The organism is Mycolicibacterium frederiksbergense, from assembly GCF_012223425.1.
Lineage (GTDB): Bacteria > Actinomycetota > Actinomycetes > Mycobacteriales > Mycobacteriaceae > Mycobacterium > Mycobacterium frederiksbergense.
The window spans coordinates 5,767,838-5,794,002 of sequence record NZ_CP038799.1; the positions used below are offsets into that span (position 1 = coordinate 5,767,838).

Annotated in this window: 21 protein-coding genes; 4 read left to right on the forward strand and 17 right to left on the reverse strand. The window is 68.4% G+C overall.

Features of this window, described 5'->3' with window-relative positions; translation table 11 throughout:
- Positions 1-16: 16 nt before the first annotated feature.
- On the reverse strand, positions 17-670 hold the full coding sequence (locus EXE63_RS30810; RefSeq protein WP_168145101.1) for a hypothetical protein: 654 nt from the start codon (positions 668-670) through the stop codon (positions 17-19).
- A gap of 279 nt (positions 671-949) precedes the next feature.
- Here EXE63_RS30810 and EXE63_RS30815 point away from each other — a divergent pair, with 279 nt between their 5' ends.
- Positions 950-4,813 (forward strand): alpha/beta fold hydrolase, encoded by a 3,864-nt coding sequence (locus tag EXE63_RS30815; protein ID WP_168145102.1) that lies wholly within the window; start codon positions 950-952, stop codon positions 4,811-4,813.
- Positions 4,814-4,881: 68 nt separating this feature from the next.
- On the opposite strand, the gene EXE63_RS30820 is transcribed toward EXE63_RS30815, so the two are convergent.
- The 14 genes from EXE63_RS30820 to EXE63_RS30885 all read right to left on the reverse strand — a co-directional run bounded on the left by EXE63_RS30820 (position 4,882) and on the right by EXE63_RS30885 (position 20,200).
- Complete coding sequence (locus EXE63_RS30820; protein WP_168145103.1) at positions 4,882-6,339, reverse strand: hypothetical protein; 1,458 nt, start codon at positions 6,337-6,339, stop codon at positions 4,882-4,884.
- 358 nt (positions 6,340-6,697) lie between these two features.
- Positions 6,698-7,486, reverse strand: coding sequence for an FkbM family methyltransferase (locus EXE63_RS30825; protein WP_168145104.1), 789 nt, complete (start codon positions 7,484-7,486; stop codon positions 6,698-6,700).
- A 68-nt stretch (positions 7,487-7,554) separates the two neighbouring features.
- Complete coding sequence (locus EXE63_RS30830; RefSeq protein ID WP_234904334.1) at positions 7,555-8,334, reverse strand: glycosyltransferase family 2 protein; 780 nt, start codon at positions 8,332-8,334, stop codon at positions 7,555-7,557.
- Between the two features lie 338 nt (positions 8,335-8,672).
- On the reverse strand, positions 8,673-9,653 hold the full coding sequence (locus tag EXE63_RS30835; protein WP_234904335.1) for an endonuclease/exonuclease/phosphatase family protein: 981 nt from the start codon (positions 9,651-9,653) through the stop codon (positions 8,673-8,675).
- Between the two features lie 13 nt (positions 9,654-9,666).
- Entirely contained in the window at positions 9,667-10,536 is an 870-nt protein-coding gene (locus EXE63_RS30840; RefSeq protein ID WP_168145106.1) for a sugar phosphate isomerase/epimerase family protein, read from the reverse strand.
- 148 nt (positions 10,537-10,684) lie between these two features.
- Positions 10,685-10,834, reverse strand: coding sequence for a hypothetical protein (locus tag EXE63_RS30845; RefSeq protein ID WP_168145107.1), 150 nt, complete (start codon positions 10,832-10,834; stop codon positions 10,685-10,687).
- Between the two features lie 171 nt (positions 10,835-11,005).
- Positions 11,006-12,007: a bifunctional diaminohydroxyphosphoribosylaminopyrimidine deaminase/5-amino-6-(5-phosphoribosylamino)uracil reductase RibD gene (gene ribD / locus EXE63_RS30850; RefSeq protein ID WP_168145871.1), complete on the reverse strand. Its 1,002-nt coding sequence runs from the start codon at positions 12,005-12,007 to the stop codon at positions 11,006-11,008.
- Between the two features lie 23 nt (positions 12,008-12,030).
- Entirely contained in the window at positions 12,031-12,738 is a 708-nt protein-coding gene (rpe, locus tag EXE63_RS30855; RefSeq protein ID WP_168145108.1) for a ribulose-phosphate 3-epimerase, read from the reverse strand.
- 5 nt (positions 12,739-12,743) lie between these two features.
- Positions 12,744-14,210, reverse strand: a complete 1,467-nt coding sequence (locus tag EXE63_RS30860; protein WP_210000951.1) for an RsmB/NOP family class I SAM-dependent RNA methyltransferase — start codon at positions 14,208-14,210, stop codon at positions 12,744-12,746.
- Positions 14,165-15,091 carry a methionyl-tRNA formyltransferase gene (gene fmt, locus EXE63_RS30865; protein ID WP_168145110.1) on the reverse strand — a complete coding sequence of 309 codons (927 nt, stop codon included), beginning with the start codon at positions 15,089-15,091 and terminating at the stop codon, positions 14,165-14,167. The genes EXE63_RS30860 and fmt overlap by 46 nt, the downstream gene beginning before the upstream one ends.
- A gap of 9 nt (positions 15,092-15,100) precedes the next feature.
- Complete coding sequence (locus EXE63_RS30870) at positions 15,101-15,643, reverse strand: LemA family protein (RefSeq protein ID WP_168145111.1); 543 nt, start codon at positions 15,641-15,643, stop codon at positions 15,101-15,103.
- A complete protein-coding gene (locus EXE63_RS30875; protein WP_168145112.1) occupies positions 15,637-17,451 on the reverse strand; it encodes a DUF2207 domain-containing protein in 1,815 nt (604 codons plus the stop codon). The genes EXE63_RS30870 and EXE63_RS30875 overlap by 7 nt, the downstream gene beginning before the upstream one ends.
- Positions 17,452-17,477: 26 nt before the next feature.
- Positions 17,478-19,478, reverse strand: a complete 2,001-nt coding sequence (locus tag EXE63_RS30880; protein ID WP_234904336.1) for a primosomal protein N' — start codon at positions 19,476-19,478, stop codon at positions 17,478-17,480.
- Positions 19,475-20,200 carry a lysoplasmalogenase gene (locus EXE63_RS30885; protein WP_210000163.1) on the reverse strand — a complete coding sequence of 242 codons (726 nt, stop codon included), beginning with the start codon at positions 20,198-20,200 and terminating at the stop codon, positions 19,475-19,477. Before EXE63_RS30885 ends, EXE63_RS30880 begins: the two co-directional genes overlap by 4 nt.
- Between EXE63_RS30885 and EXE63_RS30890 the strand changes: the two genes are divergently transcribed.
- The 3 genes from EXE63_RS30890 to EXE63_RS30900 are packed head-to-tail and all read left to right on the forward strand — an operon-like array spanning position 20,199 to position 23,593.
- Entirely contained in the window at positions 20,199-21,128 is a 930-nt protein-coding gene (locus tag EXE63_RS30890) for an alpha/beta hydrolase (RefSeq protein ID WP_168145114.1), read from the forward strand. The two genes, EXE63_RS30885 and EXE63_RS30890, sit on opposite strands and share 2 nt — an antisense overlap.
- A 4-nt stretch (positions 21,129-21,132) precedes the next feature.
- A complete protein-coding gene (locus tag EXE63_RS30895) occupies positions 21,133-22,110 on the forward strand; it encodes an alpha/beta hydrolase (protein WP_168145115.1) in 978 nt (325 codons plus the stop codon).
- A 10-nt stretch (positions 22,111-22,120) separates the two neighbouring features.
- Positions 22,121-23,593 carry a flavin-containing monooxygenase gene (locus EXE63_RS30900; protein ID WP_168145116.1) on the forward strand — a complete coding sequence of 491 codons (1,473 nt, stop codon included), beginning with the start codon at positions 22,121-22,123 and terminating at the stop codon, positions 23,591-23,593.
- 13 nt (positions 23,594-23,606) lie between these two features.
- Here the strand turns inward: EXE63_RS30900 and metK are convergent, their stop codons facing one another.
- Together metK and coaBC are read right to left on the reverse strand one after the other, a co-directional pair.
- Positions 23,607-24,806 (reverse strand): methionine adenosyltransferase, encoded by a 1,200-nt coding sequence (gene metK, locus EXE63_RS30905; RefSeq protein ID WP_168145117.1) that lies wholly within the window; start codon positions 24,804-24,806, stop codon positions 23,607-23,609.
- A 98-nt stretch (positions 24,807-24,904) separates the two neighbouring features.
- Positions 24,905-26,146, reverse strand: a complete 1,242-nt coding sequence (gene coaBC, locus EXE63_RS30910) for a bifunctional phosphopantothenoylcysteine decarboxylase/phosphopantothenate--cysteine ligase CoaBC (RefSeq protein ID WP_168145118.1) — start codon at positions 26,144-26,146, stop codon at positions 24,905-24,907.
- Positions 26,147-26,165 lie beyond the last annotated feature (19 nt).

Here is a 26,165-nt window from a genome sequence, read left to right on the forward strand (position 1 = left end):
CGGAACCGCCTGTCGTTCATCGTGTGTGCCCGACGAGCTCACGGCTGCCGCTGTCCCGGGCCGGTGCGTGCACGAAAGCGGCAGTCCCGACGGTGATGACCGCCACCAGGGTTCCGTAGACGCACAGTCGCTGGGCCCCACCGGGGCCGAAGACGTCCTGCCCACCCACGTAGACGAGATAGCCGCACAGTCCGATCAAGCCGGCGAGCACCGCGACGCCGCGCCGCTCCCCCGACATGGCTGCCGTCGAGGTCACGGCGATGAGCAACGCGCTCACCGATCCCAGCGACATGAAAACCGCGGTGGCGGTGGTGTTCCAGGAGTAGCTCACGTTCTGGGTGATGATGCCGCTGGCGGCCAGGGCCACTCCCGACACCAGCAGCAGAAGGACGCTGCCGCGGTCGGCCCTGCGTTGCGCGCCCAAGCTGGCCGCGACAAAGGCGACTGCCACACCCGTTGCCACCAGGGCGACGTTCATCACCCGGTACAATTCGCTGCACGGCCAGTTGCCGACCGGTCCGCAGAACGCGATTCCCAGCGGGCCGACCAGATCGTCGCGGTAGCCGTAGAGGCCGCGCCAGGAAGCCGAGACCACCCACTCGGCGGCGAAGTACACCAGCGGCACCAGCGATACCCACCCGGTGACCCGGGCCAGAACTAACGGACGCACTACCTCACCATCCTCCGATACGGAGGCTTTCCCTGATCGCCGAGACACGACTCACAAGACCGGTTGCTCGCCATCTGGGCGATGGAAAGACCATCAGCGCAACGCAGTTCGAGTCGACTGGACGCAGATTAGCAACGCAGGACACCCTTCGGGTGGCTACCTTCACCGCTATGATGCGTATCACTACTTTGGGTAGGCTAACCAATTCTTAGTCGAGTCCGTATTGTTCTTCAGGCGGCACTCCCCGCCCGATCACCCCTCCCGCTAGGACCACACCCCATGCCGATCTCTGGCGGCCCCGACGCCCTGCGCACGCAGCAAAATCCCCCTCCCCCCGCCCAACTGGGGGCGCCGGTCACCGCGGTGACCGGCGGCGGACTCGGCATCGACATCGTCGCGGTGATGACATCGAGCGCAGCGACCGGCGTCCTGGGTTTCGTCTTCTGGACGGTCGCGGCGCGCGGCTATGACACCGCGGAGGTCGGCCGCGCGTCGGCCATCATCTCCTCGGCCACACTGATCGCCATCCTCGCCAACTTCAGCCTCGGCAGCCTCTACGAACGGTTCCTGCCCCTGGCCGGCGTCCGAACGCAACGCCTCGTGCGCGAGGGCACCGCATTCGTCGCCTGCGCCGCAGTATTGTTCGGCGTCATCTTCATCGGTGTCGGACCGCGGGCCCAGCTGTTCCCGAATCCGCTTGAGATGCTGCTCTTCCCATTGTTCGTCGCGGTACTGGCGATCTACGCGCTACAGGATCAGATCCTGATCGGACTGAGCCGGGCGCGCACGATCGCGATCAAGAACATCAGCCAGTCCACGGCGAAGCTGATCGTGATCACGGCACTCATCCCGCTGGCGACCGGTGCCGCGATCGTCTGGTCCTGGGTGCTGCCGGCCGCTGCCATCACGGCCATCATCGCGGTGGTCATCATCCGACGCGAAACCGGTGCCCGCACCGGGACGCCGAATCTGCCGGCCCGCCGCGAGCTGTTCACCTTCTTCGCCAGTTCCTATGCCATCAATGCCATCAACGTCATCGTCCCCCTCGTGGTGCCGCTCATCGTCGTCGCCCAACTGGGCACCGAGATGAACGCCTATTTCTCCATGTGCTGGCTGGTGGTCAACACCCTCGGGGCGCTGATCGTGGCGACCTCGGCACCGTTCATCGCGGCGGCCTCCACGCCCGGTGCAGATGTGCGAGCCTGCACCAAGCGGTTCGTCCTGCTGTGTGGCGGGTCCGCGGTGGCGGGCTGCGTGACGCTGATACTGCTGGCCCCGTTCATCCTGGGCATTCTCGGTCCGCGCTACGCGGAGAACGGCACCACGCTGATCAGGATCATGGCACTGGTGCTGCCCGCCGTCGCACTGACCACGATCTATACCGCGTTGGCGCGGCTGCAACGCACACTGCGGCTGGCCGTCATCTCCCAGGTGCTGTTGGGCGTGCTGGTGGTCGTCGGTGTCATCCTCACCACGCCGCGGTGGGGTATCAACGCGGTGGGATACACCTACCTCACCGGTGAGCTGCTCATCACGCTGGTCGTCCTGCTGCCCACGGTGGGGCTGCTGCGCAAGGTTGCGGTGACGCCGCGTGGGCACACCCTGGACAGTCCGGTGCGGGCAATGGTGCGGCCCGATCTCTCGCATGTCGCGCCCATCGAATTCGACTCGGTGAGTCAGCGATTCGAGCAGATCTCCGAGCAGAAACAGCATCAGGTGGCGTTGCGCACCGAACAGGGATCCATCAGCTACGGTGCACTGCGATCGGCCGCCGCGGAGTGGAGATCGGCGCTGTGCGGGCGCGACCAGGCCGCGTCGGCGGTGGCCATGGTGGGCGATCTGAACCCGCACACCGCCGCCGTGGTCCTCGGTAGTTTCGCCGCAGGCACACCGCTGGTCCCACTGGATCCCGCACTCCCACAGGACCGGATGACCCACATCTTCGGCGCCCTGCGCGAACAGGGCTACCGGCTCGACACGATTGTCATGGACGACGCCGGCAACGCGCTGGCGCACCAACTCGGCACGGACCACTCGGTGTGGCCGGCCGCCCAGCCGCCGCAGTCGGCCGTACCACCGACGGCCGCGCCGGCGCTCGGCCTGCAGACGGTGACCAGCATCCAGTTCACCTCCGGTTCCTCCGGTGAGCCCAAGGCCGTGCTGCACGTGCACGGAACCTGGTTGAGCGACTGGATTCTGCACCGCGACCGGTTCGGCATCGTCGAGGACAGCAAGGTCGCCCTGTGCATGCCGGTGAGCTTCGCGGCCGGGCTCAACGTGCTGGTAGGGGCCTTGCTGTCGGGTGCCGAGATCATCGCCATCGATCCCCGCAACTGCACCCCCGAATCGGCGATCGACCGGATCGTCGACACCGACATCGTGATGTGCACCCCGTCGTTCCTGCAATCGCTGACCGAGGCGGCAGGCGATCGCGTTCTGCACCGGGTTCAGCGCATCGTCACCACCGGGGAACCCATCTACAGCAACGTGATCCGCCGGGCCCGAGCGCTCGCGCCCCATGCCGTGCTGACCAACTGGGCCGGCTCGTCGGAGACACTGGGCATCGCGCACTTCGACATCTGGCCGGGCGACGACATCCCGGCGGGCGTCATTCCGGCCGGTGTGGCGGTACCGCACAAGCAACTCCACATCGACGCTCACGGTCAGTTGACGGTCACCTCGCCGTACCTGGCCGCCGGCTACCTCAAGCCGGACAGCGCCTCGACGACCTTCACCGAGAACCCGGACGGTAGCCGCACATTCGTCACCAACGATCGCGCCCGGATCACCGACGACGGTGTGCTCGTGGTACTCGGACGGGTCGATGCCGCGGTGAAGATCCGTGGGTACCTGGTCGAACCGGCCGAAGTGGAAGCCGCCCTGCTCGACTGCCCGGGGATCCGGGAGGCTCTGGTGGTCGCCGACCAATTCGCCGAGACACCGGTCCTGACAGCCTATGTGGCACCCGATCCGGAGATCCGCAGCCCCGCGGTGGCCGATGTCCGTGCCCAACTGCACACCCGGCTGCCCGCCTGGATGGTCCCGACCCATGTCGTGATGCTGCAGGCGTTGCCCCGCAACGAACGCGGAAAGGTCGACCGCCGGGCTCTGCCCGCACCGACCCGCGGGCCGATCGTCCCGGCCGAACCGGGCCTGGAGACCGAGATCGCCGGCGCGTGGTCGGAGGTCCTGCGGTTGACCCAGGTCGGACGAGACGAGAATTTCTATGCGCTGGGCGGGGATTCACTGAACGTCCAGCAGATGATCGGACTGGTCGGCGAGCGCCACCAGGTGCGGCTTGCCTCCTCGGATCTGGCCATCGCGCCGACGGTTGCGCAGTTCACCGAGGTGGTGGCGGGCCGCCTGGCCGGCGATGCCGTCGGCCGGGACAAGCGGATCGGGCCGACAACCGTGCTCCTGCGCCCGCCGACCGATAGCACCCGAAAGACGGTGTTCTGCTTCGCCGGTGCCGGCGCGTCGGCACTGTCGTTCGTACCGCTGACCGACCGCCTGGACCGGGACACCGCCGTCGTCGCCTTCCAGGCGCAAGGTCTGGAGAACCGGGCCTTCCCTGACTGGACGATCGCCCGCGCAGCACGGCGACATCTGCCGGATCTGTTGGCACTGCAGCCCGAGGGGCCCTATACCCTGACCGGACATTCACTGGGCGCTTTCATCGCGATGGATATCGCAAACCGGCTCACGGCGCTGGGCCATGAGGTCGAGCTCGTCACCCTGCTCGATCCCTTCCTGCCGCCGCGAACCGTCCGCGCGGCGCGACGTGACCTGCCCGACGTCGGATCGACGCTGCTGGAACAGCCACCGGCGGCCGCGGCCGTGTTGTGGCGCCAGCGGCTGTGGCTCCCGCTGGCCGGCATCATCGACGGCACTCCCGAGGAGAAGGTCGCCGCGCTGCGGGAGGTCGGGGTCCGAGTGGGCCGACTGCATCGACCGAAACCCTATTCGGGCCGCACACTGCTGGTGCTCAGCAGCTTCAACCGCGATGACGACCGGGTATGGCCACAGGTGCTCACCGGCGAACTCACCGTGCAGCGCATCAACTGCGACCATGACTCGGTGGTGCGCGAGCCGCACGTGGGCCGGGTCGTCGACATGATGACCAGCGAGCAGCACCGGCTCTGATCGCTGCGGGTCCCCGGAACGAGGTACGGCCCCCTCGGGAGAGGGGGCCGTACTGCGGTCAGCGGAGACTAGTCGCTGCTGCTGCTACCGGAGTTGCCCGAGGAGCTGCTGCCGGACTTCCTGTCCGAGCCGGTGCTACTGGACGCGCTGTCGGCCTTCTTGTCCGACTTGTCGGCCTTGCTGTCGGCCTTGGTGTCGGCCTTGCTGTCGGCCTTGCTGTCGGCCTTGCTGTCGGCCTTGCTGTCGGCCTTGCTGTCGGCCTTGCTGTCGGCCTTGCTGTCGTCCTTGGCGTCGGTCTCCGTGTCGGTCGTCCCGGGAGTGGTCTCCGTGCCGACCGGCTCGACCGCGGTGTCGGCCGGAGACTCGACTGCCGTCTCGGCCTCATCCTCGGTGCTGACGTCCTCGGTGCTGACGTCCTCGGTGACGACATCCTCGGTGCTGGCGTCCTCGGTGACCTCGCCCTCGGAAACCACGGTCTCCTCGGTTGTTTCGGCCGATTCCTCGGTCTCGGTGCTCGCTGCCATCGACTCCACCGGGGTGGCCCCGCCGGTGGCCGTCTCGACGCTCAGTGTCACCAGATCGGAGTCGGCGACGGTATCGGTCGACGACACCTTGGCCAACGTCGCGGTGGGTTCCTCGACCGTCTGTGTCGTCTTCGGGATCAGGCCCAGCGCCTTGGCGATCAGCGTCGGGTACTGCACCAGGAAGGAGTCGATGGGCCCGCCCGCGGTGAGGATGCCCGGAAAGAACGCCCACTCGTCGGCGATGCTCGGGCGATACCCGTTGAGGAACGCGTTCAACACCTTCGCCGGCAGGTTGACCATGTGGCTGACAGCCGTCACCACATCACCGGCCTGCGTCGCCACGTGGATCTCGTCGAGGCTGTCGGTGAACCGGAAGATGGCGCTCACAAAGGGAACCAGAATGGCGTGCGGGTAGCCGGCGAGCGTGGTGTCACCGACGAGCAGAGCATCCAGGATGGCACCGATGGCCGGTCCGCCGACGTCACGGGCGACCTGTCCCGGAACGGCGAAGCTCGGGTACAGCGGCCAGCCCGCCGCGCCGAGCCCGAAGATGAACCAGTCGTTGATATGAGCGAACGCCTCGGTGAAATGGCCGGCCAGCAGCTCGGCCTGCGCGCGCTCCATCACGCCGGGCAGCAGCTCGTTATGGGCCGCCCAACCCGCCTGCGACTGCTCGTACCCCAGTCGCAGGGTCTCCTGATGCTCGGCCAACCGGTCCTGCAGCTGCTGTGCGACGGTCTCCGGCCGGAACAGGATGACCGCGAGCTCGCGCTGGAGTTCCTCATTGCCCAGGATCGCAGACAGGTTCGGCAGCAGGGTGGCGTTGATCTCGCCGCCCCGGGCGCTCAGGTTCTTGAACGTGTTCGAGACCGTGCCGTACAGCACCGCGAACGGGTTCTCGAAGGCAGCAAGCTCGACCGCGCGTTGCTGAGCGATCTCCAGTGCCGGCAGGTTGGATGCGACAGGCGCCGCGGCGATGACCGACGCGCCTGTCATCGCCACCGATGCGAGTATCAACCTCTTCTTGAGAGGTGCGGATGACGAAGGTGCAGACCAGAAGTCGCGCCCCGAGTCCGCGTGAACAGCGAGTGACACGGTTCTCCTAAATTGATTTGATGGGTGATCAGCCAGATGTGGCTGTCGCGAATGTTATTGCAGCGCAGCGTGGTTAACAATGCCTACCGCCGCACGCCGGCGACTTTGCTGAAAGCTCTTTCAGGAAGCACAATTACGCACACCGCAGACACACTTCACGGATAGACACCGGGAGCGCGCTCCTACCCGGCGTCGGCCGCTAGGGCCGATACCCGTTGTACAAAAACGCGCTTCGTAGTCAGTACGGCACGCCTGAGAAGGGGCGTCACCGAGTGAGTTGGACCGCGCTGAACTGTTCCAGCACAGCACAGTCGAAGAGCATCAGGGTTTCGTCCCGAATGAGGGTATCCATCTTCTTTCCGGCCACCGCCTCATAGAGCGGCGCAAGGCCACCCGAACCCGGCAGCATCCAGTCGTGGGGCTCGATCATGATGCAGGCGAAGGACGAGACGGCACCCGGGGACGCCCGGCAGACCTCTGATTCCGCGCCTTCGATATCGAGCTTCACGATGAGCGGTGCGGCATCCGGGATTTCGGCGATCAGCGTCTCCATGGTGACCGAGGCCGTGGTGCCGTCATCGGTCACCCGGTTGGCCCAGGATCCCTCCTCCCGCGTGGTCAGGTCGACACCGTTCTCGTGGCTCCACACCGCCGCATGGACGGGCCGGATCCGAGGATTTCCCGCGCAGTTGCGTTCGATCAGATCGATGCAGTTGCGGTCTGGCTCCACCGCGAGGATGACGGCTTCCGGGAACTTTTCGGCCAGATACAACGCGGAGTAGCCGACATTCGCCCCGGCATCGATGATCAGCGGGACCTTTCCGGCCTGCCGCATCTGCGCCGCCACCGCATTCAGCCGCTCCATCCAGAACGGGCGGGCGTCATACTCGCGTTCGGTGAAGATCTGAGCGAGCACGAACGGGTCGCTGTCCAGCGGGCGCACCGCCAGGCGATGCGTACCGCAGCTGACCGTGATGGGTTTGGCCATTCCGAGCGAGCGCCGCGCGACGAGGTTGAGTGCGTTCAGGGCGCCGATGCTCTGAGCGAGTGACATTGTGTGGCCCAGCTTCTCGCGCAGTTCTTTCACCCCGGGTCGCTTCGCTCCTGCCCGACGAAGCGCGCTCATCGCGATGTCGCCGGCGCTTTTGCCGACGCGGTGGCGGCACGATGCAGTCGGCGTTCGCGACCGATGGTGCGCAGTACCCGCAGACCGTCGGTGACGGCGTTGAGGTTGCTGCGCCCGTAGATGCGTTTGCCCTCAAAACTGCTGACCTCTTTGATCTTCAGTCCGTTGCGGGCCACGCGGACATTGATGACGGTCTCGATTTCAAACCCGTCACCCCATTGCGCTTCCTGGACATCCGTAGGCGGCAGATCGAGCACTGTGAGGTGCCGGCGCCAGAAGGCGTTGTACCCGTAGCAAAGATCGGTGAATCGCGTGGCAAACAGTTGGTTCACCAGCCAGTTGAGCCCCTTGTTGCCGACCCTGCGGAGCTGAGTGATGTCGTCGCTGCCACCGGAGCTCGTGAAGCGGCTGCCTTTTGCGAAGTCGGCACCCGACTCCAGGGCCGCGACGAAGTCCGGGATCTCGGCCGGGTCGGTCGACCCGTCGGCGTCGATCATCACCACGATGTCGCAGGCGCTGACCTCGAAGGCACATGCCAGCGCATTGCCCTTGCCGCGCCGAGATTGGTTGATGATCAGCGCATCCGGCCACAGCTGACGGGCAACCTCGATCGTGTTGTCCACCGACGCGCCGTCGACGACGATGATCTGGTCGACCGGAGGCATCCGTTTTGCGACATAGGGCAGGTTTCGCGCTTCGTTGCGGGTCGGGATCACGACGGTCACGGTCGGCCGACCCACGCCGTCCGCGGCATCGGCGACATCACTCTCACGCAAGCGAGCACCGTTCCCGCGATGAGCGTCATGTTTGCTGGAGACGGTATCGACCGCGATGTCGATTGTCTTCGACATTCGCTCCACACCCGTACCCTCCACGGTATCTGTCAAGGGAGTCATTACCTTTCAGGACTGGAAGGCACCGGGTATGCGATCGCGGACACGCGTCCACGTGCGGCCTGCCGCTGGTGAGTTTGATTGCGAGAATGACGTTAGCGAGAATTCACAGATAATTGGCAGCTACGTAGAAGGCTATGACGCAGCCCACACCCCGGGCGCCGTTCGTCGGAGTACGAAATCGTCTGTGCAGCAAAGGATCAGATGAAATCAAATCTGCGCTAGTTTGAATTCATCTCTGGGATAGCAAGATTGCCAATGACACCGAAGTGGTCGGATCCGGGTACGTCGAACCGCTCGAACGACTCCGGCACCGGGCCACGGGCCAGGATGCGATCGATGGCGAGCAGCGGCGGAATGACGCGGCCGGCGGGGAAGGTGGGAACGACCCCGGCGCCGACATACTCGGCGGCGTCGACCAACGGCGCGGTGCCGGACCGTGTCGAGTTCGCGAGGAGCTCGCGGTACTGACGGTGGTCATAGGTCGAGTTGAAATCCGCGCCGACAATCATCGGGTGGCGCTCGGCTTCGAAGATCGGCCGCAGCCGTTTCAACTCGTACACCCACTTCCAGGCCGGCTCGGGATACGGCGGTAGCGGATGCAACGCGTACACCGCGGTCGGGACCGTGCCCGGGATCCCCGCAACGGCTCGCAGATTGTTGAGCACGAACCCGTCCAGCTGGCCGCAATCGCGCAGCGGGAAGCGCGAGTAGATTCCGGCACCGCCGCCGCCGGCGCGCGGGCGTGCACACGAATGGGGCAACACGTCGGCGATGCCCGCGGCCGCCAACCGGGCCACCGCAGGTTGCGTCAGTTCGATCACGGTCAACAGATCGACACTCCGGCTGCGCACCGAGCGCACCAACGCCCCGAGATCCGCTTCGCCGAGCCGAATGTTGGCCTGCATGACCCGCACCGACCCCGCCGACGGTTGCGCCACCGCACCACCGAGGTAGAGCGGCACCTGAGTCCCCACACCGACGATCACCACGACCGACGCCATCACGGCGGGCCACCGATGGCGACCGAGCAACAGCAGCACCAGCGCGAGCGCCGAGGCGATGGCGCCCAACGGGGTGAACGCCGCGATCCAGGCGACCGCGGTACTGGTCACTCCGACGAAATGCGCGCCAATGCCCGCGGCGCCGCACGTCAGCAGCAGGCCACCGAGCACACCGATCACCACACGGGAACGAGGCACCTTCGACAGGGTGTCAGGCAGAACGGACGAGCGATGACCACGTCGTGTCGTCGGCCAGCGCCAGCACGTCGCGCGCAGCCCGCGCCGCCGCCGCCGCCCGGACCGCCGCCGGTGCGTCGCTGAGCAGCGGGGCCTCCACGCTGATCGGGATACCCGCCGGCAGGGCACGCAACATCGAGACCAAATCGATACCTCCGGTGCCCGGAAGCAGCCGCGCGCCGCGGCCCTGGCGCATCATTTCCGCCACCGTGCCCGGATGTTCGGCAGGTGCGTCACAGATCTGCGCGTAGCGAATCCACTCCTGCGGCAGCGCGGCCAGTTCGGCGGGCGAGTTCATGGCTCGGTGATAGTGGATGGCGTCCACCAGCAGACCGACGCCCGCCTGGCACGCCGTCAGAATCGCCACACCCTGATGAAGGTCCTTGACCTCGGTCCACGGCATCGGCTCCAGGTTGGGAGTCAGCCCGAATTCGGCTGCCAGCAAAGCCAGCTCAGCGAGATTGTGCGCGGTCCGGCTGTGGTCGGGGTCATTGCCCGTCACCAGGATCTCGGTGGCCCCGAGAAACGCCCCCGTCTCCAGAAAGGCCTCGAAATCTGCGCGGACCCTGGTCTCCGGACGTAGCCGCAGCACCTCGATATCCACCAAACGTAGTCCCGAATCATCAAGGCGGCGCTTGGTTTCCAGGATCAGTGGAGTCCGACCGATGGTCGGCCGCAGCGGCTCCTGTGCGGTCGCGCGGATCAGCCTCAAGCCGACGGCGCCATATCCCGCCGACGCCGCACAATCGACGAGTTCGGCCGGATCGAGTTCCAGCACGGTGAGCGGCGCCAGCGAAAGAACGCGTCCCTCGCCGGGGCCTCGGGATTCTGCCGACGTGCTCATCACCATCTCCTTGCCGCCCGCCGGAATCTGCGGGAAAACCGCTCTGCAGAACATCATCGCGGATCAGCGGCAAGAATTGGGGGCTACCTGGACGCGCACGGGCCCCCAGGCGGTGTGGTTCTGTACCCCGGAACGCTAGTACAGCAAATCAGCAGCGCTCAAGGCCGCGCTGCATGATCTTGGGCGCACGCGGGTACTGGACCTGCTGAGGTCCCATCCGCAGCACACCGAAGACCAGCGATCTGACGTTCTGCGGGTTGACCGGCCCGCTGTTGAGCCAGTCCTGCAAGGCAGTCATGCTCGTCATCCTTTGTTAGTGCAATCCCCGAGCGACTCGTCGGTGAAGGCGCTTTGACCGAAGTCTACCGGCGGACCGACCCCGGCACCCGCCTACAACACCCGGCAAAGGCCACTCGGGCAACAGGATTGAACATCACATCACCAGCAGAACTGTGGCTGCGATCACAGCTCAGTGCGGCACCAGACTGAGTCGCACATCGGGCCCGATCGCCTCGATTCCGTCGAAGCGCCAGCGTTGCGCACCGGCGATGGTGAGCACCCCGACATCGTCGACCGCCGTGATCGGCCCGCCCAGCAGCATGGGAGCCACATACGCCAGGATGCGGTCGATCACACCCGCGCGCAGGAACGCACCGGCCAGCGTCGGGCCACCCTCGAGCAGAACGGCCGTCCGGTCGGACAGGGCGCGCATCACCTCGTGCGGGTCGTGGGTGCGGATCACCATGGTGCGCGAGTCATCGTTGAGCACGTTGGATTCCGGTGATATCTCCCGCTCCCCGACCACCACCCGCAACGGTTGACGCCCGGCGAGGCTGCCGTCGGGCAGGCGCGCGGTCAGCGTCGGGTCGTCGAAAAGCACCGTGCCGGTGCCGACCACGATGGCCTCGACCACGCCGCGCCGGCGGTGCACGTCGGCGCGGGCGGCCTCGCTGGTGATCCACTGGCTGCTGCCGTCGGCGGCAGCGCTGCGCCCGTCCACGCTGGTGGCGAATTTCCACGTGACATGCGGCAACCCGGTGCGCTGCTTGTGCAGCCATTCGCGCAACGGTCCGCCGGCGACATCGGTCCCGAGCACCCCGGATTGCACCTCGACACCGGCCGCTCCCAGCCGCGATGCCCCACCCGCGGCCAACGGATTGGGATCCGAGACGGCGTACACCACCCGCGAAAGCCCTGCTGCCAGAAGGCCGTCCACGCACGGCGGGGTACGACCGTGGTGATTGCACGGTTCCAAGGTGACCACCGCGGTTCCCCCGCGTGCCAACTCACCCGCCCGGCGCAACGCCACCACCTCGGCATGCGCTCCCCCGGTCGGCTCGGTCGCACCGACGCCGACCACCTCGCCGGCGGCATCCAGGATCACCGCGCCCACGGGCGGATTCGGGTAGGTGGCGCCCTTGACCCGGTCTGCCTGCTCGATGGCCAGCCGCATCGCGGCTTCCAGGCTCACCGGCCGCTTCGGGGCGTCACCGCTCATAGCGTCAGGTGTGGTGAGGCCGCGGCAGCCTGCCTGCGCAGGCGCCGCACCGCCTCGGCCGGATCCTCGGCGCTGTACACCGCGGATCCCGCGACAAAACAGTCCACACCGGCCTCCGCGGCGGCCTCGATGGTGTCGGCGTTGATGCCACCGTCGATCTCCACCACGATGGTCAGCTCCCCCGAATCGACGAGACGGCGCACGGTGGACACCTTGGCGAGGACCTCGGGGATGAACTTCTGGCCACCGAAGCCCGGCTCCACCGACATCACCAGCAGGGTGTCGAACTCCCGCAGGATCTCCAGGTAGGGCTCCAACGGGGTGCCCGGCTTCACCGACAGGCCCGCCCTGGCGCCCGCGGCGCGGATATCGCGCGCGACACCCACCGGGTTGTCGGTGGCCTCGGCATGAAACGTCACGTTGTAGGCGCCGGCCTCGGCGTACGGCGGCGCCCACCGCTCGGGCTGATCGATCATCAGGTGACAGTCCATCGGGATGTCGGTGACCTTGAGCAGGCTCTCGACCACGGGCAGCCCCAGCGTGAGGTTCGGCACGAAGTGGTTGTCCATCACATCGACGTGCAGCCAGTCCGCACCGGCGACGGCGGCGACTTCGTCGGACAGCCTGGCGAAGTCGGCGGCGAGAATGGACGGCGCGATGAGCGGGGCCTGGGCGAGCGGAGCGACGGGAGATTGTCCAGACATGGCGGTCAGCCTACTTTCAACGCGGCGGCGAACATCGCATCGGTGCCATGCAGGTGTGGCCAGAGCTGCACATACGGTCCATCTCCGAGCTGATCGACCCCGGGGAAGAACTCCCGGGTGTCCATCGCCGTCACCGGTTGCCTGCGCAGCGCGTCGGCCACCACCCCGACGGTCTCGGCCAGATGCGGTGAGCAGGTGGCGTAGAGCACCACGCCGCCGGGCCGGGTCAGCGCGATCGCCGCTGCCAGCAGCTCACGCTGCAACTTCGCCAGCGTCGGCACATCGCCGGGCTGGCGCCGCCAGCGCGCCTCGGGCCTGCGCCGCAGCGCACCCAGACCGGTGCACGGAGCGTCGACCAGCACCCGGTCGAAGCTCGCGGGTTCCAGCCCGGACTCCCGCCCGTCCACCCGCAGCACGTCGACGGGCAGCCCGGCGGTGTTCCGCTCCACGAAATCGGCCCGGTGTTCGGCGGGCTCCACCGCGGTGACACGGGCATCCCCGGCCAGCGCCGCGATCAGCGCGGTCTTGCCGCCCGGTCCCGAGCACAGGTCCAGCCACCGGCCGTGGTCGGGGCCGTCCACGGTGGCCAAGGTCACGGCGCGGGCCACCAGCTGCGATCCTTCGTCCTGCACCAGCGCGGTGCCTTCCCGCACCGCGGCCAGATCGCCCGGGTCACCGCCGGACAGGTAGACCGCATACGGCGAGTACCGGCCGACGGTTCCCTTGACCTGGGCGGCGAGGTCCGCGGCGGTCAGCACCCCGGGCCGGGCGGCCAGGTGAACGACGGGACGCTCGTCATCGCTGGCGAGCAGCGCGCCGAGCTGCCCGGCGCCGGCACCGAGCGCATCGACGAAGGCCTGGGCCACCCACCGTGGGTGGGCGTTGACGAAGGCGGCATGCCCGATCGGATCGGTGGCCTGCGGCGGTGCGAGTTCGGCGACCCAGGCCTGTTCATCCTGGCCGGCGATCTTGCGCAGCACACCGTTGACGAAACCTGCACGTACCGAATCGAATTCGATTCCCGCCTGGTCGACGGTGGTGTCGAGGGCGGCGTGCGCATCCACCCTGGTGCGCAGCAGCTGGTAGCTGCCCAGCCGCAACAGATCCAGCAGAACCGAGTCGATCTGGTCGACGGGCCGGTCGGCCGCCGAACTGATCACGGCGTCCAGCAGGCCGCGGGTGCGGCAGGTGCCGTAGGCAAGTTCGGTGGCGAAGGCGGCGTCGAGCCCCTTGATTCCCCGGTCGCGCAGCAGGGCCGGCAGGGTCAGGTTGGCGTAGGCGTCGCGTTCACTGACCGCGCGCAGCACGTCGAATGCGGCGCGCCGGGCCGGGTCCAGCGGCTTGCGTGCCGGCCCCTTGCGCTGCGGTGTGTTGGTGGAGTGATGACGCGACGGGCGTCCGCCACGCCCGGACGACGAGGGCCGGGTCACAGCGCCCGCACCGATGCGTCCGGACGTGCTCCGCGCGCCCAGTCGGCAGCGTTCATCGGTTTCTTCCCGGGCGGCTGAACCCAGCTCAGCGCCACCGCATGGGAACCGGTGCCGATCCATACCTCACGCCTGCCGACCTCGAGCTCGCCCGCGGCGAGCACCTTCGAGTCATCGGGACGCACCGGGCCGACCTTGACCCGCACATCGCCGATCATCGTCCAGGCGCCGGGGTTCGGGGTGACCGCCCGGACCCGGCGATCGACCGCGTGGGCGGGCAGTTCCCAGCGCACCCGCGCCTCCTCGACGGTGATCTTGGGCGCGACGGTGACCCCGTCGGCGGGCTGAGGTACCGGGTTCAGCGTTCCGTCGGCGATGCCGTCCATGGTGGCCTCCAATAGTCCCGCACCCGAAACTGACAGGCGCTCAAGCAGATCCCCGGCTGTGTCGGTCGGGCGGATGGTCTCGGTGACGACGCCGTAGACGGGTCCGGAGTCCAGGTCGAGTTCGATCTGGAAGGTGGTCGCCCCGGTCACCTCGTCCCCCGCGGCGATCGCGGCTTGCACCGGGGCGGCTCCGCGCCAGGCCGGAAGCAGCGAGAAGTGCAGATTCACCCAGCCGTGCGGCGGCACGGCCAGCAGGTCGGCGCGCAGCAGCGCGCCGTAGGCGACCACCGCGCAGGCGTCGGGCGCCAGGGCGGTCAGTTCGGCGACGAACTCCGCGGTGTTGGGCCGCTCGGGCTTGAGCACCGGGATGCCGTGCTCGGTGGCCAGCTGGGCCACCGGGGACGGCGCCGGCGTGCCGCGCCGGCCGGCTGCGGCATCGGGCCGGGTCAGCACCGCGACGACATCGTGATTCTCGGAGTCGATCAGTCTGCGCAACGAGGGCAGCGCGGGCTCCGGGGTTCCGGCAAAGATGAGTCGCACCGAGCCAGTCTAGGGAAGACGTGGGGTCTGGTAGAACTCGCGTTCCTGCACACCGGCGATCGGCGCCACGAACATCCACGGCATCGTGGTGATCAACCGGTTCACCCCGGCCACCGCGTCGTTGTAGTACTGCCGGGCAAAGGCCAGCTTGTTCTCGGTGTCGGTCAGGTTCTCCTGCAGATTCAGGAAGTTGGTCGACGAGTTGAGCTGTGGGTAACTCTGCCCGAGCGCCAGCACCTGGCCGAGCGCGGTGTCCAGTTCACCCTCCGCGGCGCTGCGCCGGGCCACCGATTCACCGCCGGTGGCGGCGTTCAGTGCGGCCCGGGCGTCGGTGATGTGATCGAGGATCGCCTTCTCGTGGGTGGCGAACGAGCCCACCGTGTGCACCAGGCTCGGGATCAGCGCCGCGCGGCGGGTCAGTTCGACATCGATCCCGGACAGCGCTTCGGCCACCCGCACGTCGGCCGACTTGAGCTTGTTGTAGCCGACCACCAACCCGATCAGCACCAGTACGGCGATCGCCAGTACCAGAATCAGCAAGAACCTCACCATGATCCGCCTCCACCTCCTCCGCCGCCACCGCCACCGCCGCCGCCCCCACCGCCGCTACTGCTGCCGCCGCTGGAGGACGACGACTGCGACGCGGTGTAGGCACCGATCGATGACGACAGCGCCGATTCGAAACTGTCGAATCCGGCCCCGCCGGAACCACCGGACAGACCCCAGGACGTGCCGGACGACGAGTGGTACCACTCCGGTTGCGGTGCAACCGCCCCGGTGACATCGCGATACTTCTGCGCCCACAGCGCCGCGCTGCCCGCGGCGACCGCGAACGGCACGTAGGCCGCGTAGAGGTCCCTGCGCGCCCCGAAGTCGAACCGGCTCTCCGCCGAGTCGGTGGACAGCAACCGGTGGAATCCGCCTGCGCGTGACCATAGTTCGCGACCCGCCGCGGTACGCCGGGTGCCTACCCCGGCACGCCACGACGCCGCGGAGAACAAGAAGAACACCGCGAACGGCAGCGCCCACAGGGTGATCGGAAACCCCCACCGGAAGAACCCGCACACCATCAGGATCGCCGCGACGGCATTGGCAGCGCGCAACCACAGTTCCTTGCGACGTTTCACCATCAGGCCCTCGTCGAGGGCCCACTTCTGCACCGCGGTGGTCATGCCGGTCTTGGCCTTGCTGAGTTTCTCCCCCGATTTCACGGTCTTCTTCGCAGTGAATTCGGCACCCTTGTCGGTCACTTTCAGTGCCTTGCCCACGGCGAGGCTGACCGGATCGACGTCTGCCCATCCGCCGAGCGGCACGGCACCGGTCACCGTCCACTGTTTGTCGTTGACCTGGCGCAGGTCGACGAGTTTGCGTTCGGCGAGGTAGAAAAGCGTCGCGGTCAGGCCGTTCTTGGGCACCGATTCGGTGCGGATGTACTCGGTCTGCACGGGACCCAGACCAGGCGGCGGTGCGTACTGGATCGGGAATCCCGGCGGCGCCTCGACGGTGCTGCGCGACCACAGGATGGCCGCCAGGCCGGCAAGCAGAGCGAGGCCCAGCAGCACCACCACCCGGGTGGTCGACTGCCCCAGAACCCGGTCCCAGTGGTAGGTCCACAGCAGTTCGGCGCGCGGCGGTGTCGGCATGTCCATGCCTGCCCGCAGAGTGACCGGGGTGTGCGGTCCCAGCCACTGCGCGGCCAGCCGCACGGTGTTGCCGTCGACGGTGAGATCACTGCAGGCATAGCCGCGGCCGTGTCCGACCGAGCACTGGGCGCCGACCACCGGCTCGGGCAGGGTGACGGTGATGTCGACGTTCTGGATTCTGTTGTTCCAGGCGGGTGCGACGACGTTCCAGAAGAACACCGTCGGCGCGCTCGCCTCGCCCGTCGAACCACCGAATTGCTCACCGGCGCCCGAGGTTCCGGGGTCGAGCACGCCGGGGATGCGGTACCGGATCTCGAACACGTGCGGCCCGGGGGTCAGCGTGCTGTCGGGGCTGCCGATCTTGGCCACCCGGAACCGGTCCCGGCCGTCCCAGAGCAGCTGATAGGGCGCCGGTTCACCGTCCCAAAGGATCGACTGGATCTGCGGGACCTGCCGCACCTTGGGGCTGTTCTGATTGGCCACATCCCAGTACCGGAAGATGCCGTGCCGTCCGACGGGGAATTCACCGGTGATGGTCTCGACGGCGTCCAGGTCACCGTCGGCGTCCACCGTGTAGTGGGCGGTGTAGTCACTGATGACCACCGGATCCGAGGAGGCGTCGCCACCACCGGTCGGGGTCGCGCTGAACACCACCGGCCACAGCAGGCCAAACGCGATGAGCACCAACGGGATCAGTAGCTTGAACAGCCGCCCCATACCCACCTCCGCACCAGTTGTGCTGCCTAGCCTATGTGCAGGGGGTCCATTTGGACACGCACCGGCTGATGATCGTGACGGGCGCTGAGCGTGTTCACCGCGCGACGCAGGGCCGCCGCGAGGTCCAGGCCGCCGGTGCGTGGCACCCGCACGAGCATCCGGCTCACCACACTGTCCACCGCGATACCGGGCGGTCGGCGCGCGCCGGGCGGCAGCTCCACCGGTCCCAGCGATTCCGCTGCGGGCGGCAGTTCGGCGGCCTCCAGCAGGGCGATGACGGCCTCGGGCACCCCGTCGAGCACCGCGAGATGGACCGCGGGCGGCAACGCCACCTCGTCGCGGGCATCGAGCTCGGATTCCGCGTGGCCGACCGGGTCCCAGCGGATCAGCGATTGCACGGTCGGGATCGCCGACTCGGCGATCACCGCCACCGACCCCCCGTCCGCGCGGCTGCGCACCAGAGCCGCCGCGGCCATCCAGCGCCGCAACGTGTCCTCGGCCGCCCGCAGATCCTGGCGGCCCAGCAGCGCCCAGCTGTCGAGCAGCAGCGCGGCGCCGTAACCGCCCTCGGCCACCGGCTCCGCGCCCGGGGTGGCGACGATGACCGCCGGTTTCGGTCCCACCGTGGACAGCACCGACTCTCCGCCGGAAGTGACGACGCTGGCACCAGGCAGCGCCCGGCCGAGCTCCTCGGCGGTCCGTCGCGCACCAACCACCACCGCGCGCACCGCATCCGATCCGCAGCTCACACACCGCAGCGTCAGTTCCGCGCGGGCACACCAACGACACACCGCGCCATGGGTATCGCGGTCGGGCAGCGACAGCGGCCCGGTGCAGTGCCGACACCGCGCCACGGTGCGGCAGCGGGCGCAGGCCAGTGCCGGCACGTATCCCCGCCGCGGCACCTGCACGAGCACCGGGTGCCCGGCCTCCAGCGCGGCGCGGGCGGTGCGCAACGCCATCGACGGCAGCCGCGCGGTGTGCGCCGCCGGGTCACGTTCCTGGTCGAAAGCGTTGTCGTCCAGGGCCACCACCCGAGGCGCGTGGTTGCGCACCACCGGGCGGGTCGCAACCAGGTCGTGGGCCCACCGGCTGCGCACCAGCGCGTGCGCCTCGGCGGTCCTGGCGTACCCGCCGATGATTGCGGCACAGCGCAATTGGTGTGCGCGCAGCATGGCCACCTCGCGGGCGTGCGGATACGGCGCGCGCGGTTCGGCCAGGTTGTCGTCGCCGTCGTCCCAGACGATGACCAGGCCGAGGTCGGCGATGGGCGCGAATACCGCGCTGCGGGTGCCGATGACCAGCCGGGCCTGTCCACGCAGCACCGCCAGCCAGCGCCGGTAGCGCTGTGAGGGACCCAGCCCGGCGGACAGCGCCACCACCCGGGATTCGTCCACGCAGCCCACCGCCGCCGCGTGCACGGCGTCGACATCCCGCTGATCGGGCACCACGATGAGGGCACCGCGCCCGGCGTGCACGGACACCGCCGCGGCCTCGGCGAGCCGCAGCGTCCAGTGTTCACCGGGCAGGGCCTGCCAGACGGCCCGCGCCGCCCGGCCCTCCCGGATCGCGGCCAGGAACTGTTCGCCGCGCCCGTATTGCGCCCAACCCGCCTCGTCGACCGGCTGGTGCGCCAACGGCGGCAGCTCGGCCGGTGGCTTCTTCTCGACGCCGGCGTGCCGCGGCGGGATGGCCAGCCGCAACACGTCGGGGCGGGTGCCGACATAGCGGGCCGCGACGGCGTCGGTGAGCCTGCGGATATCCGGTGTCAGCACCGGCTCGGCGGAGACCACCCGGTCCAGCCAGCCGAGTTTCCCCGAATGATCGGTGTCCGAACGCCTTTCCAGGACGAAGGCGTCCACCAGCCGGCCGTGGAAACGCACCCGGACCCGCACCCCGGGCTGGGCATCGTCGGACTGTTCGGCCGAGACGAGGTAGTCGAATTCGCGGTCCAGGTGCGGAACCGAGAGCATCGGCAGCACCCGCGCGATGGGTTCGTGCTCGGCGGCGCGGCGGGTCTGCGTCACCCCTGCGGCCCCCGGACGCCGACGTCGCGCTGCCGGCCGAAGTAGAAACCGGCGGTGATCAGGAACAACGATGCCGCGTAGGCCCACCAGATGGGGACCGCCAAGGCCTCCGACCCGAGCACGAACTTGCTGATGCCGATCATCGAATCCGAGACCGCGAAACACACCGCTCCCAGCGCCGTCCACGGGGTCGGCAGTGCGGCCAGCAGCGCGGCACACACCATCGCGCCGAGCACCGCCATGTACACGGTGACCGGCAGCACCATGCCCTGCTCCAGCAGGGCCGGCCAGAACCACGCCAGCATCGCCACGCACGCCAGCACCACGACGGCCGCCGCGACCAGCCGCGAGGTGCGCCTGACCACGAGCGGGACCAACGCGGCAAGGAAGCACAGGTGGGCGATCAGGAACGACGCCAGGCCCAGCACGAAGGACGGCGCCCACCACGGCATCGCGAGCAGATAGTCGCCCGCCGCGGACCCGATCAACGCCGCGATCAGCCAGCGCCGTTCCCGGGCGATCGGGTGGCGCAGCGCGGCCACCGCCAGCAGCACCGCGGCGGCGGCCTTGACGGCGGGCTGCAGGGCGAACTGCCCGGTGAGCTCGGCACCGGCGGGCACCCGCAGCGCAACGGTCACCAGAAACACCCCGTAGCCGGCGCCGACGGCGACCGCCAGCACCCAGAACAGCCGGGTCCACGGCGCTGCGTACGGTGAACCCATGCCTGAATCCGGTACCGACAGACCCGCCTTGGACGCCATCCTGGAGAAGGTACTGGAAGCGGTGCCGTTCCAATTGACGATGGAGGGTGGTCCCGCCGCCGCGCGGGAACGTTTCCGCGCGCTGCCGCGCCGCGAGGTGCATCAACAGCTGCGCGTCGAGGACCGTGCGATCGAGGGCGTGCCGGTGCGGATCTACTGGCCTTCGGAACCGGCCGAGAAGCCGCCGGTACTGCTGTTCTTCCACGGCGGCGGCTGGGTCGTCGGCGATCTGGACACCTACGACGGCACCGCCCGCGAGCATGCGGTCGGGGTGGGTGCGGTGGTGGTGTCGGTGGACTACCGGCTGGCCCCCGAGCATCCCTACCCGGCGGCGGTCGACGATGTCTGGGCGGTGACGCGCTGGGTGGAGGGCCACGCCGACGAGCTGGGCGCCGACCCCGATCGCATCGCCGTGGCCGGGGATTCCGCCGGCGGCAACCTGGCCGCGGTGGTGGCCCTGCTGGCCCGTGACGCCGGGCTCAACCTGCGCGCCCAGCTGCTGTGGTACCCCGCGACCACCTGGGACACCAGGTTGCCGTCGTTCACCGAGAACGCCGACGCACCGATCCTCGACCGTGGCTCGGTCGGCGGCTTCTCCAAGCTGTACGCCGGTGACGCCGATCTGAGTGATCCGCCGGCCACCCTGGTGCCGGCTCGCGCCGCGTCACTGGCCGGTGTGGCGCCGGCCTATATCGCGGTGGCCGGATACGACCCGCTGCGCGACGACGGAATCCGCTATGCGGAACTGCTGGCCGCCGCCGGGGTGCCCGCCCAGGTACACAACGCCGAAACCCTGGTGCACGGCTATCTGGGCTACTACGGGGTGGTACCGGCGGCCACCGAGGCGGCCGATCTCGCCTTTGCCGCGCTGCGGGGCGGGCTAGCCTGACGTCATGGCTCCCTCCGCGCCGTCCTCCGGCGACACACGCCCCGACGTCGACCCCAACCTCAAGGCACTGTTGGACGCCGTGCCACTGGAATTCACCGTCGAAGACGGTGTCGATGCGGCCCGCGAGAAGTTCCGTGCGCTCAGGCCGCCGCCGGAGATGCTCCCGCAGTTGCGGATCGAGGAGCGCACCATCGGGTACGGCGATCTCGCCGATATCCCCGCGCGGATCTACTGGCCGCCGGTGCCACAGCACGACAACCTGCCGGTGCTCGTCTACTACCACGGTGGTGGCTGGGCAATCGGCGACCTGGACACCCATGACCATGTGGCCCGCGCACATGCGGTCGGCGCCGAGGCGATCGTGGTGTCGGTGGACTACCGACTGGCCCCCGAGCACCCGTACCCGGCCGGCGTCGAGGACTCTTGGGCGGCGCTGCGCTGGGTGGGCGAGCACGCCGCCGAACTCGGTGGTGACCCGACACGCATTGCGGTGGCCGGGGATTCGGCCGGCGGCAACCTGTCGGCGATCATGGCGTTGCGCGCCCGCGACGCCGGCGGACCGCCGCTGGTGTTCCAGTTGCTGTGGTATCCGGTGGCCGTCGGCGACCTGAAGGCGCCGTCGTTCATCGAGAACGCCGACGCCTACATCCTCAACCAGGACGTCATGAATGCCTTCCTGACCTGGTATCTGCCCGGAGTCGACCTCGACGATCCGGCAACGCTGCCCACCGATGTCGCACCGGCCAACGCCCAGTCGCTGCGCGGCCTGCCGCCGGCCTTCATCGGCACCGCCGAACACGATCCGCTGCGCGATGACGGCGGCAGGTACGCCGAACTGCTGACCGCGGCCGGCGTCGCGGTGCAGCACAGCAACGAACCGACGATGGTGCACGGTTACGTCAGCCTCGCGTTGGCCTCCCCCGCCGCCACCGAGGCCGCCGAACGCGGGATCGCGGCCCTGCGGGCCGCACTGCATCCGTGAGAGTGCTGTCATGACACCGGATTTCCACACCGTCATCATCGGCGCCGGGTTCTCCGGCATCGGCGCGGCGATCGCCCTGGACAGGGCCGGCCTGGGCGACTACCTCATCGTGGAGGCCGGAGCCGAAGCCGGCGGCACCTGGTACTGGAACACCTATCCCGGTATCGCCGTGGACATCCCGTCGTTCTCCTATCAGTTCTCGTTCGAGCAGAGCCCGGACTGGTCGCGCACCTACGCCCCGGGTCACGAGCTCAAGGCCTACGCCGATCACTGCGTGGCCAAATACGGGATCGCCTCCCGGATCCGGTTCGACACCCAGGTGACCGCGGCCGTGTTCGACGAGGACGCCGACCTGTGGCGGCTGAGAACCAGCGGCGCCGACATCACCGCGCGGCATCTGATCAATGCCGCGGGTGTGCTCAACGTGCCCAAGCTGCCGGACATCCCGGGTGTCGACACCTTCGCGGGCACCACCGTGCACACCGCCCGCTGGGATCACGGGACTGAGCTGACCGGCCAACGGGTGGCGGTGATCGGTACCGGGGCCTCGGCGGTGCAACTGATCCCGGAGATCGCCACGGAGGTCGCCCAGCTCAGCGTGTTCCAGCGCACCCCGATCTGGTGCTTCCCCAAATTCGACGTGCCCCTGCCCGCGCCGGCCCGCTGGGCGATGCGACTGCCGTTCGGCAGTGCCGCCCAGCGGCTGCTCAGTCAGGCCTATGTCGAGGTGACCTTTCCGCTGTCGGCGCAGTATCACAGCGTGCTGCCGCTCAGCGGCGGCGCCGAGCGGATGGCGAGGAACTATCTGCGGCGTGAGGTCAAGGATCCGGTGTTGCGGGACAAGCTGACCCCGCGCTACCCGGTGGGCTGCAAACGCCCGGCATTTCACAACAGCTACCTGAGCACCTTCAACCGGGACAACGTCGCCCTGGTCACCGAACCGATCGAGCGGATCACCCCGGCCGGTGTGGTCACCGCGGACGGACATGTCCACGAGGTCGACGTGCTGGTGCTGGCAACCGGTTTCAAGGTGATGGACGTCGACTCCGGGACCTTCCCGTTGATCGGGCCCGGTGGCCAGTCACTGGCCGATTTCTGGACCCGCAACCGGATGCAGGCCTACGAGGGTGTCAGCGTGCCCGGCTTCCCGAACTTCTTCAACGTCTGTGGGCCCTACGGGTACGTCGGCTCCTCGTATTTCGCGTTGATCGAGACCCAGACCCGGCATATCGTGCGCTGCCTGCAGCAGGCGGACCGGACCGGCGCGGTCCGCGTCGAGATACGCCCTGAGGCCAACGCCCGGTATTTCGACGAGATGATGCGCAAACGGCACCGCCAGATCTTCTGGCAGGACAGTTGCGCGTCGGCCAACAGCTACTACTTCGACAAGAACGGTGACGTGCCGCTGCGGCCGGCCAGCACGCCCGAGGCGTACTGGCGCAGCCGCAGCTTCCCGCTCAGTGACTACGAGTTCAGTTCCTAGCGCGCAGCGACGCCTAGACGGACGCCTTCAGGTCGTCGACCTTGTTGGTCTGCTCCCACGGCAGCTCGATATCGGTGCGTCCGAAGTGACCGTAGGCCGCCGTCTGCGCGTAGATCGGGCGCAGCAGATCCAGGTCGCGGACGATGGCGCCGGGACGCAGGTCGAACACGCTGCTGATGGCCTTCTCGATGCGCGCCGGGTCGACGGTCTCGGTGCCGAACGTCTCGACGAACAGCCCGACCGGGGCGGCCTTGCCGATCGCGTAGGCAACCTGCACCTCGACCCGCTCCGCGAGCCCGGCGGCGACCACGTTCTTGGCCACCCAGCGCATCGCGTAGGCCGCCGAGCGGTCCACCTTTGACGGATCCTTGCCCGAGAACGCGCCGCCACCGTGGCGGGCCCAGCCACCGTAGGTGTCGACGATGATCTTGCGGCCGGTCAGGCCGGCGTCACCCATCGGGCCGCCGAGCACGAACTTGCCGGTCGGGTTGACCAGCAGCCGGTAGTCGGAGGTGTCCAGGCTCTGGTGCCCGAGATCGGCGAGAACGGTGTTGACGACCTTCTCGCGGATGTCGGGGGTCAGCTGACCGTCCAGGTCGATGCCGTCGGCGTGCTGCGTGGACAGCACCACGGTGTCCAGGCGCACCGGTGTCTTGCCGTCGTACTGAATGGTGACCTGGGTCTTGCCATCCGGGCGCAGGTAATCCAGCACGCCGCTCTTGCGGACCTCGGTGAGGCGGCGGGCCAGCCGGTGTGCCATCGCGATCGGCAGCGGCATGAGTTCGGGGGTGTCACCGATGGCGTAGCCGAACATCAGGCCCTGATCACCGGCGCCCTGGGAGTCCAGCGGGTCGCCCGCGCCCTCCACCCGGGCCTCGTGCGCCTTGTCGACGCCCTGCGCGATATCCGGGGACTGCGCGCCGATGGCGATGTTCACGCCACAGGATGCGCCGTCGAAACCCTTGGTCGAGGAGTCGTAGCCGATCTCCAGGATGCGCTCACGCACGATCTTGGGGATATCGGCGTAGGCCGATGTGGTGACCTCGCCCGCGACATGCACCTGGCCGGTGGTGACCAGCGTCTCCACCGCAACCCGCGATGCCGGATCCTGCTCCAGCAGCGCGTCGAGCACCGAGTCGCTGATCGCATCACAGATCTTGTCGGGGTGACCTTCGGTGACCGACTCACTGGTAAACAGCCGACCTGCGCTCACGTGGCATCCTCCATTAATTAGATAGACGAATCATCATTGTGCTCATTGGCAGCCAACCGTGTAAACGCCCATGACGCAACAGTTACCTGCACGCGGTGTCACCCCTGTAGGAGTGCCCCGATCGCGTCCACGATACGGCTGGCCATCAAAGTCTTCGAACCGTGCTCCAGTGCGGTCTCGGTGCCGTCGGCGGCCAGTATCCAACCGTCGTTGTGATCGACCTCGAATGCCCGGCCCTCACCGACGGCATTGACCACCAGCAACTCGCAGCCCTTGCGCTTCAACTTGGCCCTGGCGTGGAACAACACGTCACCGTTGGCGTCGCCGGTCTCGGCGGCGAAACCGACGATGGCCCGCATGTTGGGCAGCTGTCCGTCGACACGGGCGCGGACCGCGCCGGCCAGCACATCGTCATTGCGGACGAGTTCGACCGACGGCGCGTCCGTCTCGTCGGCGCTCTTCTTGATCTTGGCGGTGGCCACCTGGGCGGGCCGGAAATCGGCGACGGCGGCGGCCATCACCAGGACATGGGCCGCGGGCGCGTGCTTGGACACCGCGTCGCCGAGTTGAGCGGCCGAGCCGATGTGCACCACGTTCACCCCGGCCGGGTCGATGAGCCCGGCGGTGTTTCCGGCGATGAGGGTGACCTCGGCGCCGCGCTGGGCCATCACCCGCGCGACCGCATAGCCCTGCTTGCCCGAACTCCGGTTGCCGATGAAGCGCACCGGGTCCAGCGGCTCGCGGGTGCCGCCCGCGGTGACCAGAACCTTGACCCCGGCCATGTCATAGGGCAGCGCATCGCCGCGCTCCAGCAGCAGTCGGGCCAGGGTGGTGATCTCCTCGGCCTCGGGCAGCCGGCCCGGACCGGTGTCGGCGCCGGTGAGACGTCCGGACGCCGGTTCCAGCACGACCGCACCGCGACGCCGCAGCGTGGCGACATTCTCGACGGTGGCCGGGTGGAACCACATCTCGGTGTGCATGGCGGGTGCGAACAGCACCGGACAGCGGGCGGTCAGCAGGGTCGCGGTGAGCAGATCATCGGCGCGGCCGGCGACGGCACGCGCCAGCAGGTCCGCGGTCGCGGGCGCCACCACCACCAGATCGGCCTCCTGGCCGAGCCGGACATGAGGCACCTCGTCGACGTTCTCGAACACGCCGGTCTGCACCCGGTGCCCGGACAGTGCTTCGAAGGTCGCGGCGCCGACGAACTTCAGCGCCGATTCGGTCGGGATGACCCGAACCTCATGGCCCGCCTCGGTGAGTTGACGGACGACCGTGCACGCCTTGTAGGCGGCGATGCCCCCGGCCACACCGACGATGATCCGTTTCCGGTCGGTCATATCCGCCCTTCGGCCGCGA

Coding starts and splice junctions, on each gene's coding strand:
- EXE63_RS30815 (WP_168145102.1), top strand. CDS start 950: ATGCCGATCTCTGGCGGCCCCGACGCCCTGCGCACGCAGCAAAATCCC.
- EXE63_RS30825 (WP_168145104.1), bottom strand. CDS start 7,486: ATGTCACTCGCTCAGAGCATCGGCGCCCTGAACGCACTCAACCTCGTC.
- EXE63_RS30840 (WP_168145106.1), bottom strand. CDS start 10,536: ATGAGCACGTCGGCAGAATCCCGAGGCCCCGGCGAGGGACGCGTTCTT.
- EXE63_RS30845 (WP_168145107.1), bottom strand. CDS start 10,834: ATGACTGCCTTGCAGGACTGGCTCAACAGCGGGCCGGTCAACCCGCAG.
- rpe (WP_168145108.1), bottom strand. CDS start 12,738: ATGTCTGGACAATCTCCCGTCGCTCCGCTCGCCCAGGCCCCGCTCATC.
- EXE63_RS30870 (WP_168145111.1), bottom strand. CDS start 15,643: ATGGTGAGGTTCTTGCTGATTCTGGTACTGGCGATCGCCGTACTGGTG.
- EXE63_RS30875 (WP_168145112.1), bottom strand. CDS start 17,451: ATGGGGCGGCTGTTCAAGCTACTGATCCCGTTGGTGCTCATCGCGTTT.
- EXE63_RS30890 (WP_168145114.1), top strand. CDS start 20,199: ATGCCTGAATCCGGTACCGACAGACCCGCCTTGGACGCCATCCTGGAG.
- EXE63_RS30885 (WP_210000163.1), bottom strand. CDS start 20,200: ATGGGTTCACCGTACGCAGCGCCGTGGACCCGGCTGTTCTGGGTGCTG.
- EXE63_RS30895 (WP_168145115.1), top strand. CDS start 21,133: ATGGCTCCCTCCGCGCCGTCCTCCGGCGACACACGCCCCGACGTCGAC.
- EXE63_RS30900 (WP_168145116.1), top strand. CDS start 22,121: ATGACACCGGATTTCCACACCGTCATCATCGGCGCCGGGTTCTCCGGC.
- coaBC (WP_168145118.1), bottom strand. CDS start 26,146: ATGACCGACCGGAAACGGATCATCGTCGGTGTGGCCGGGGGCATCGCC.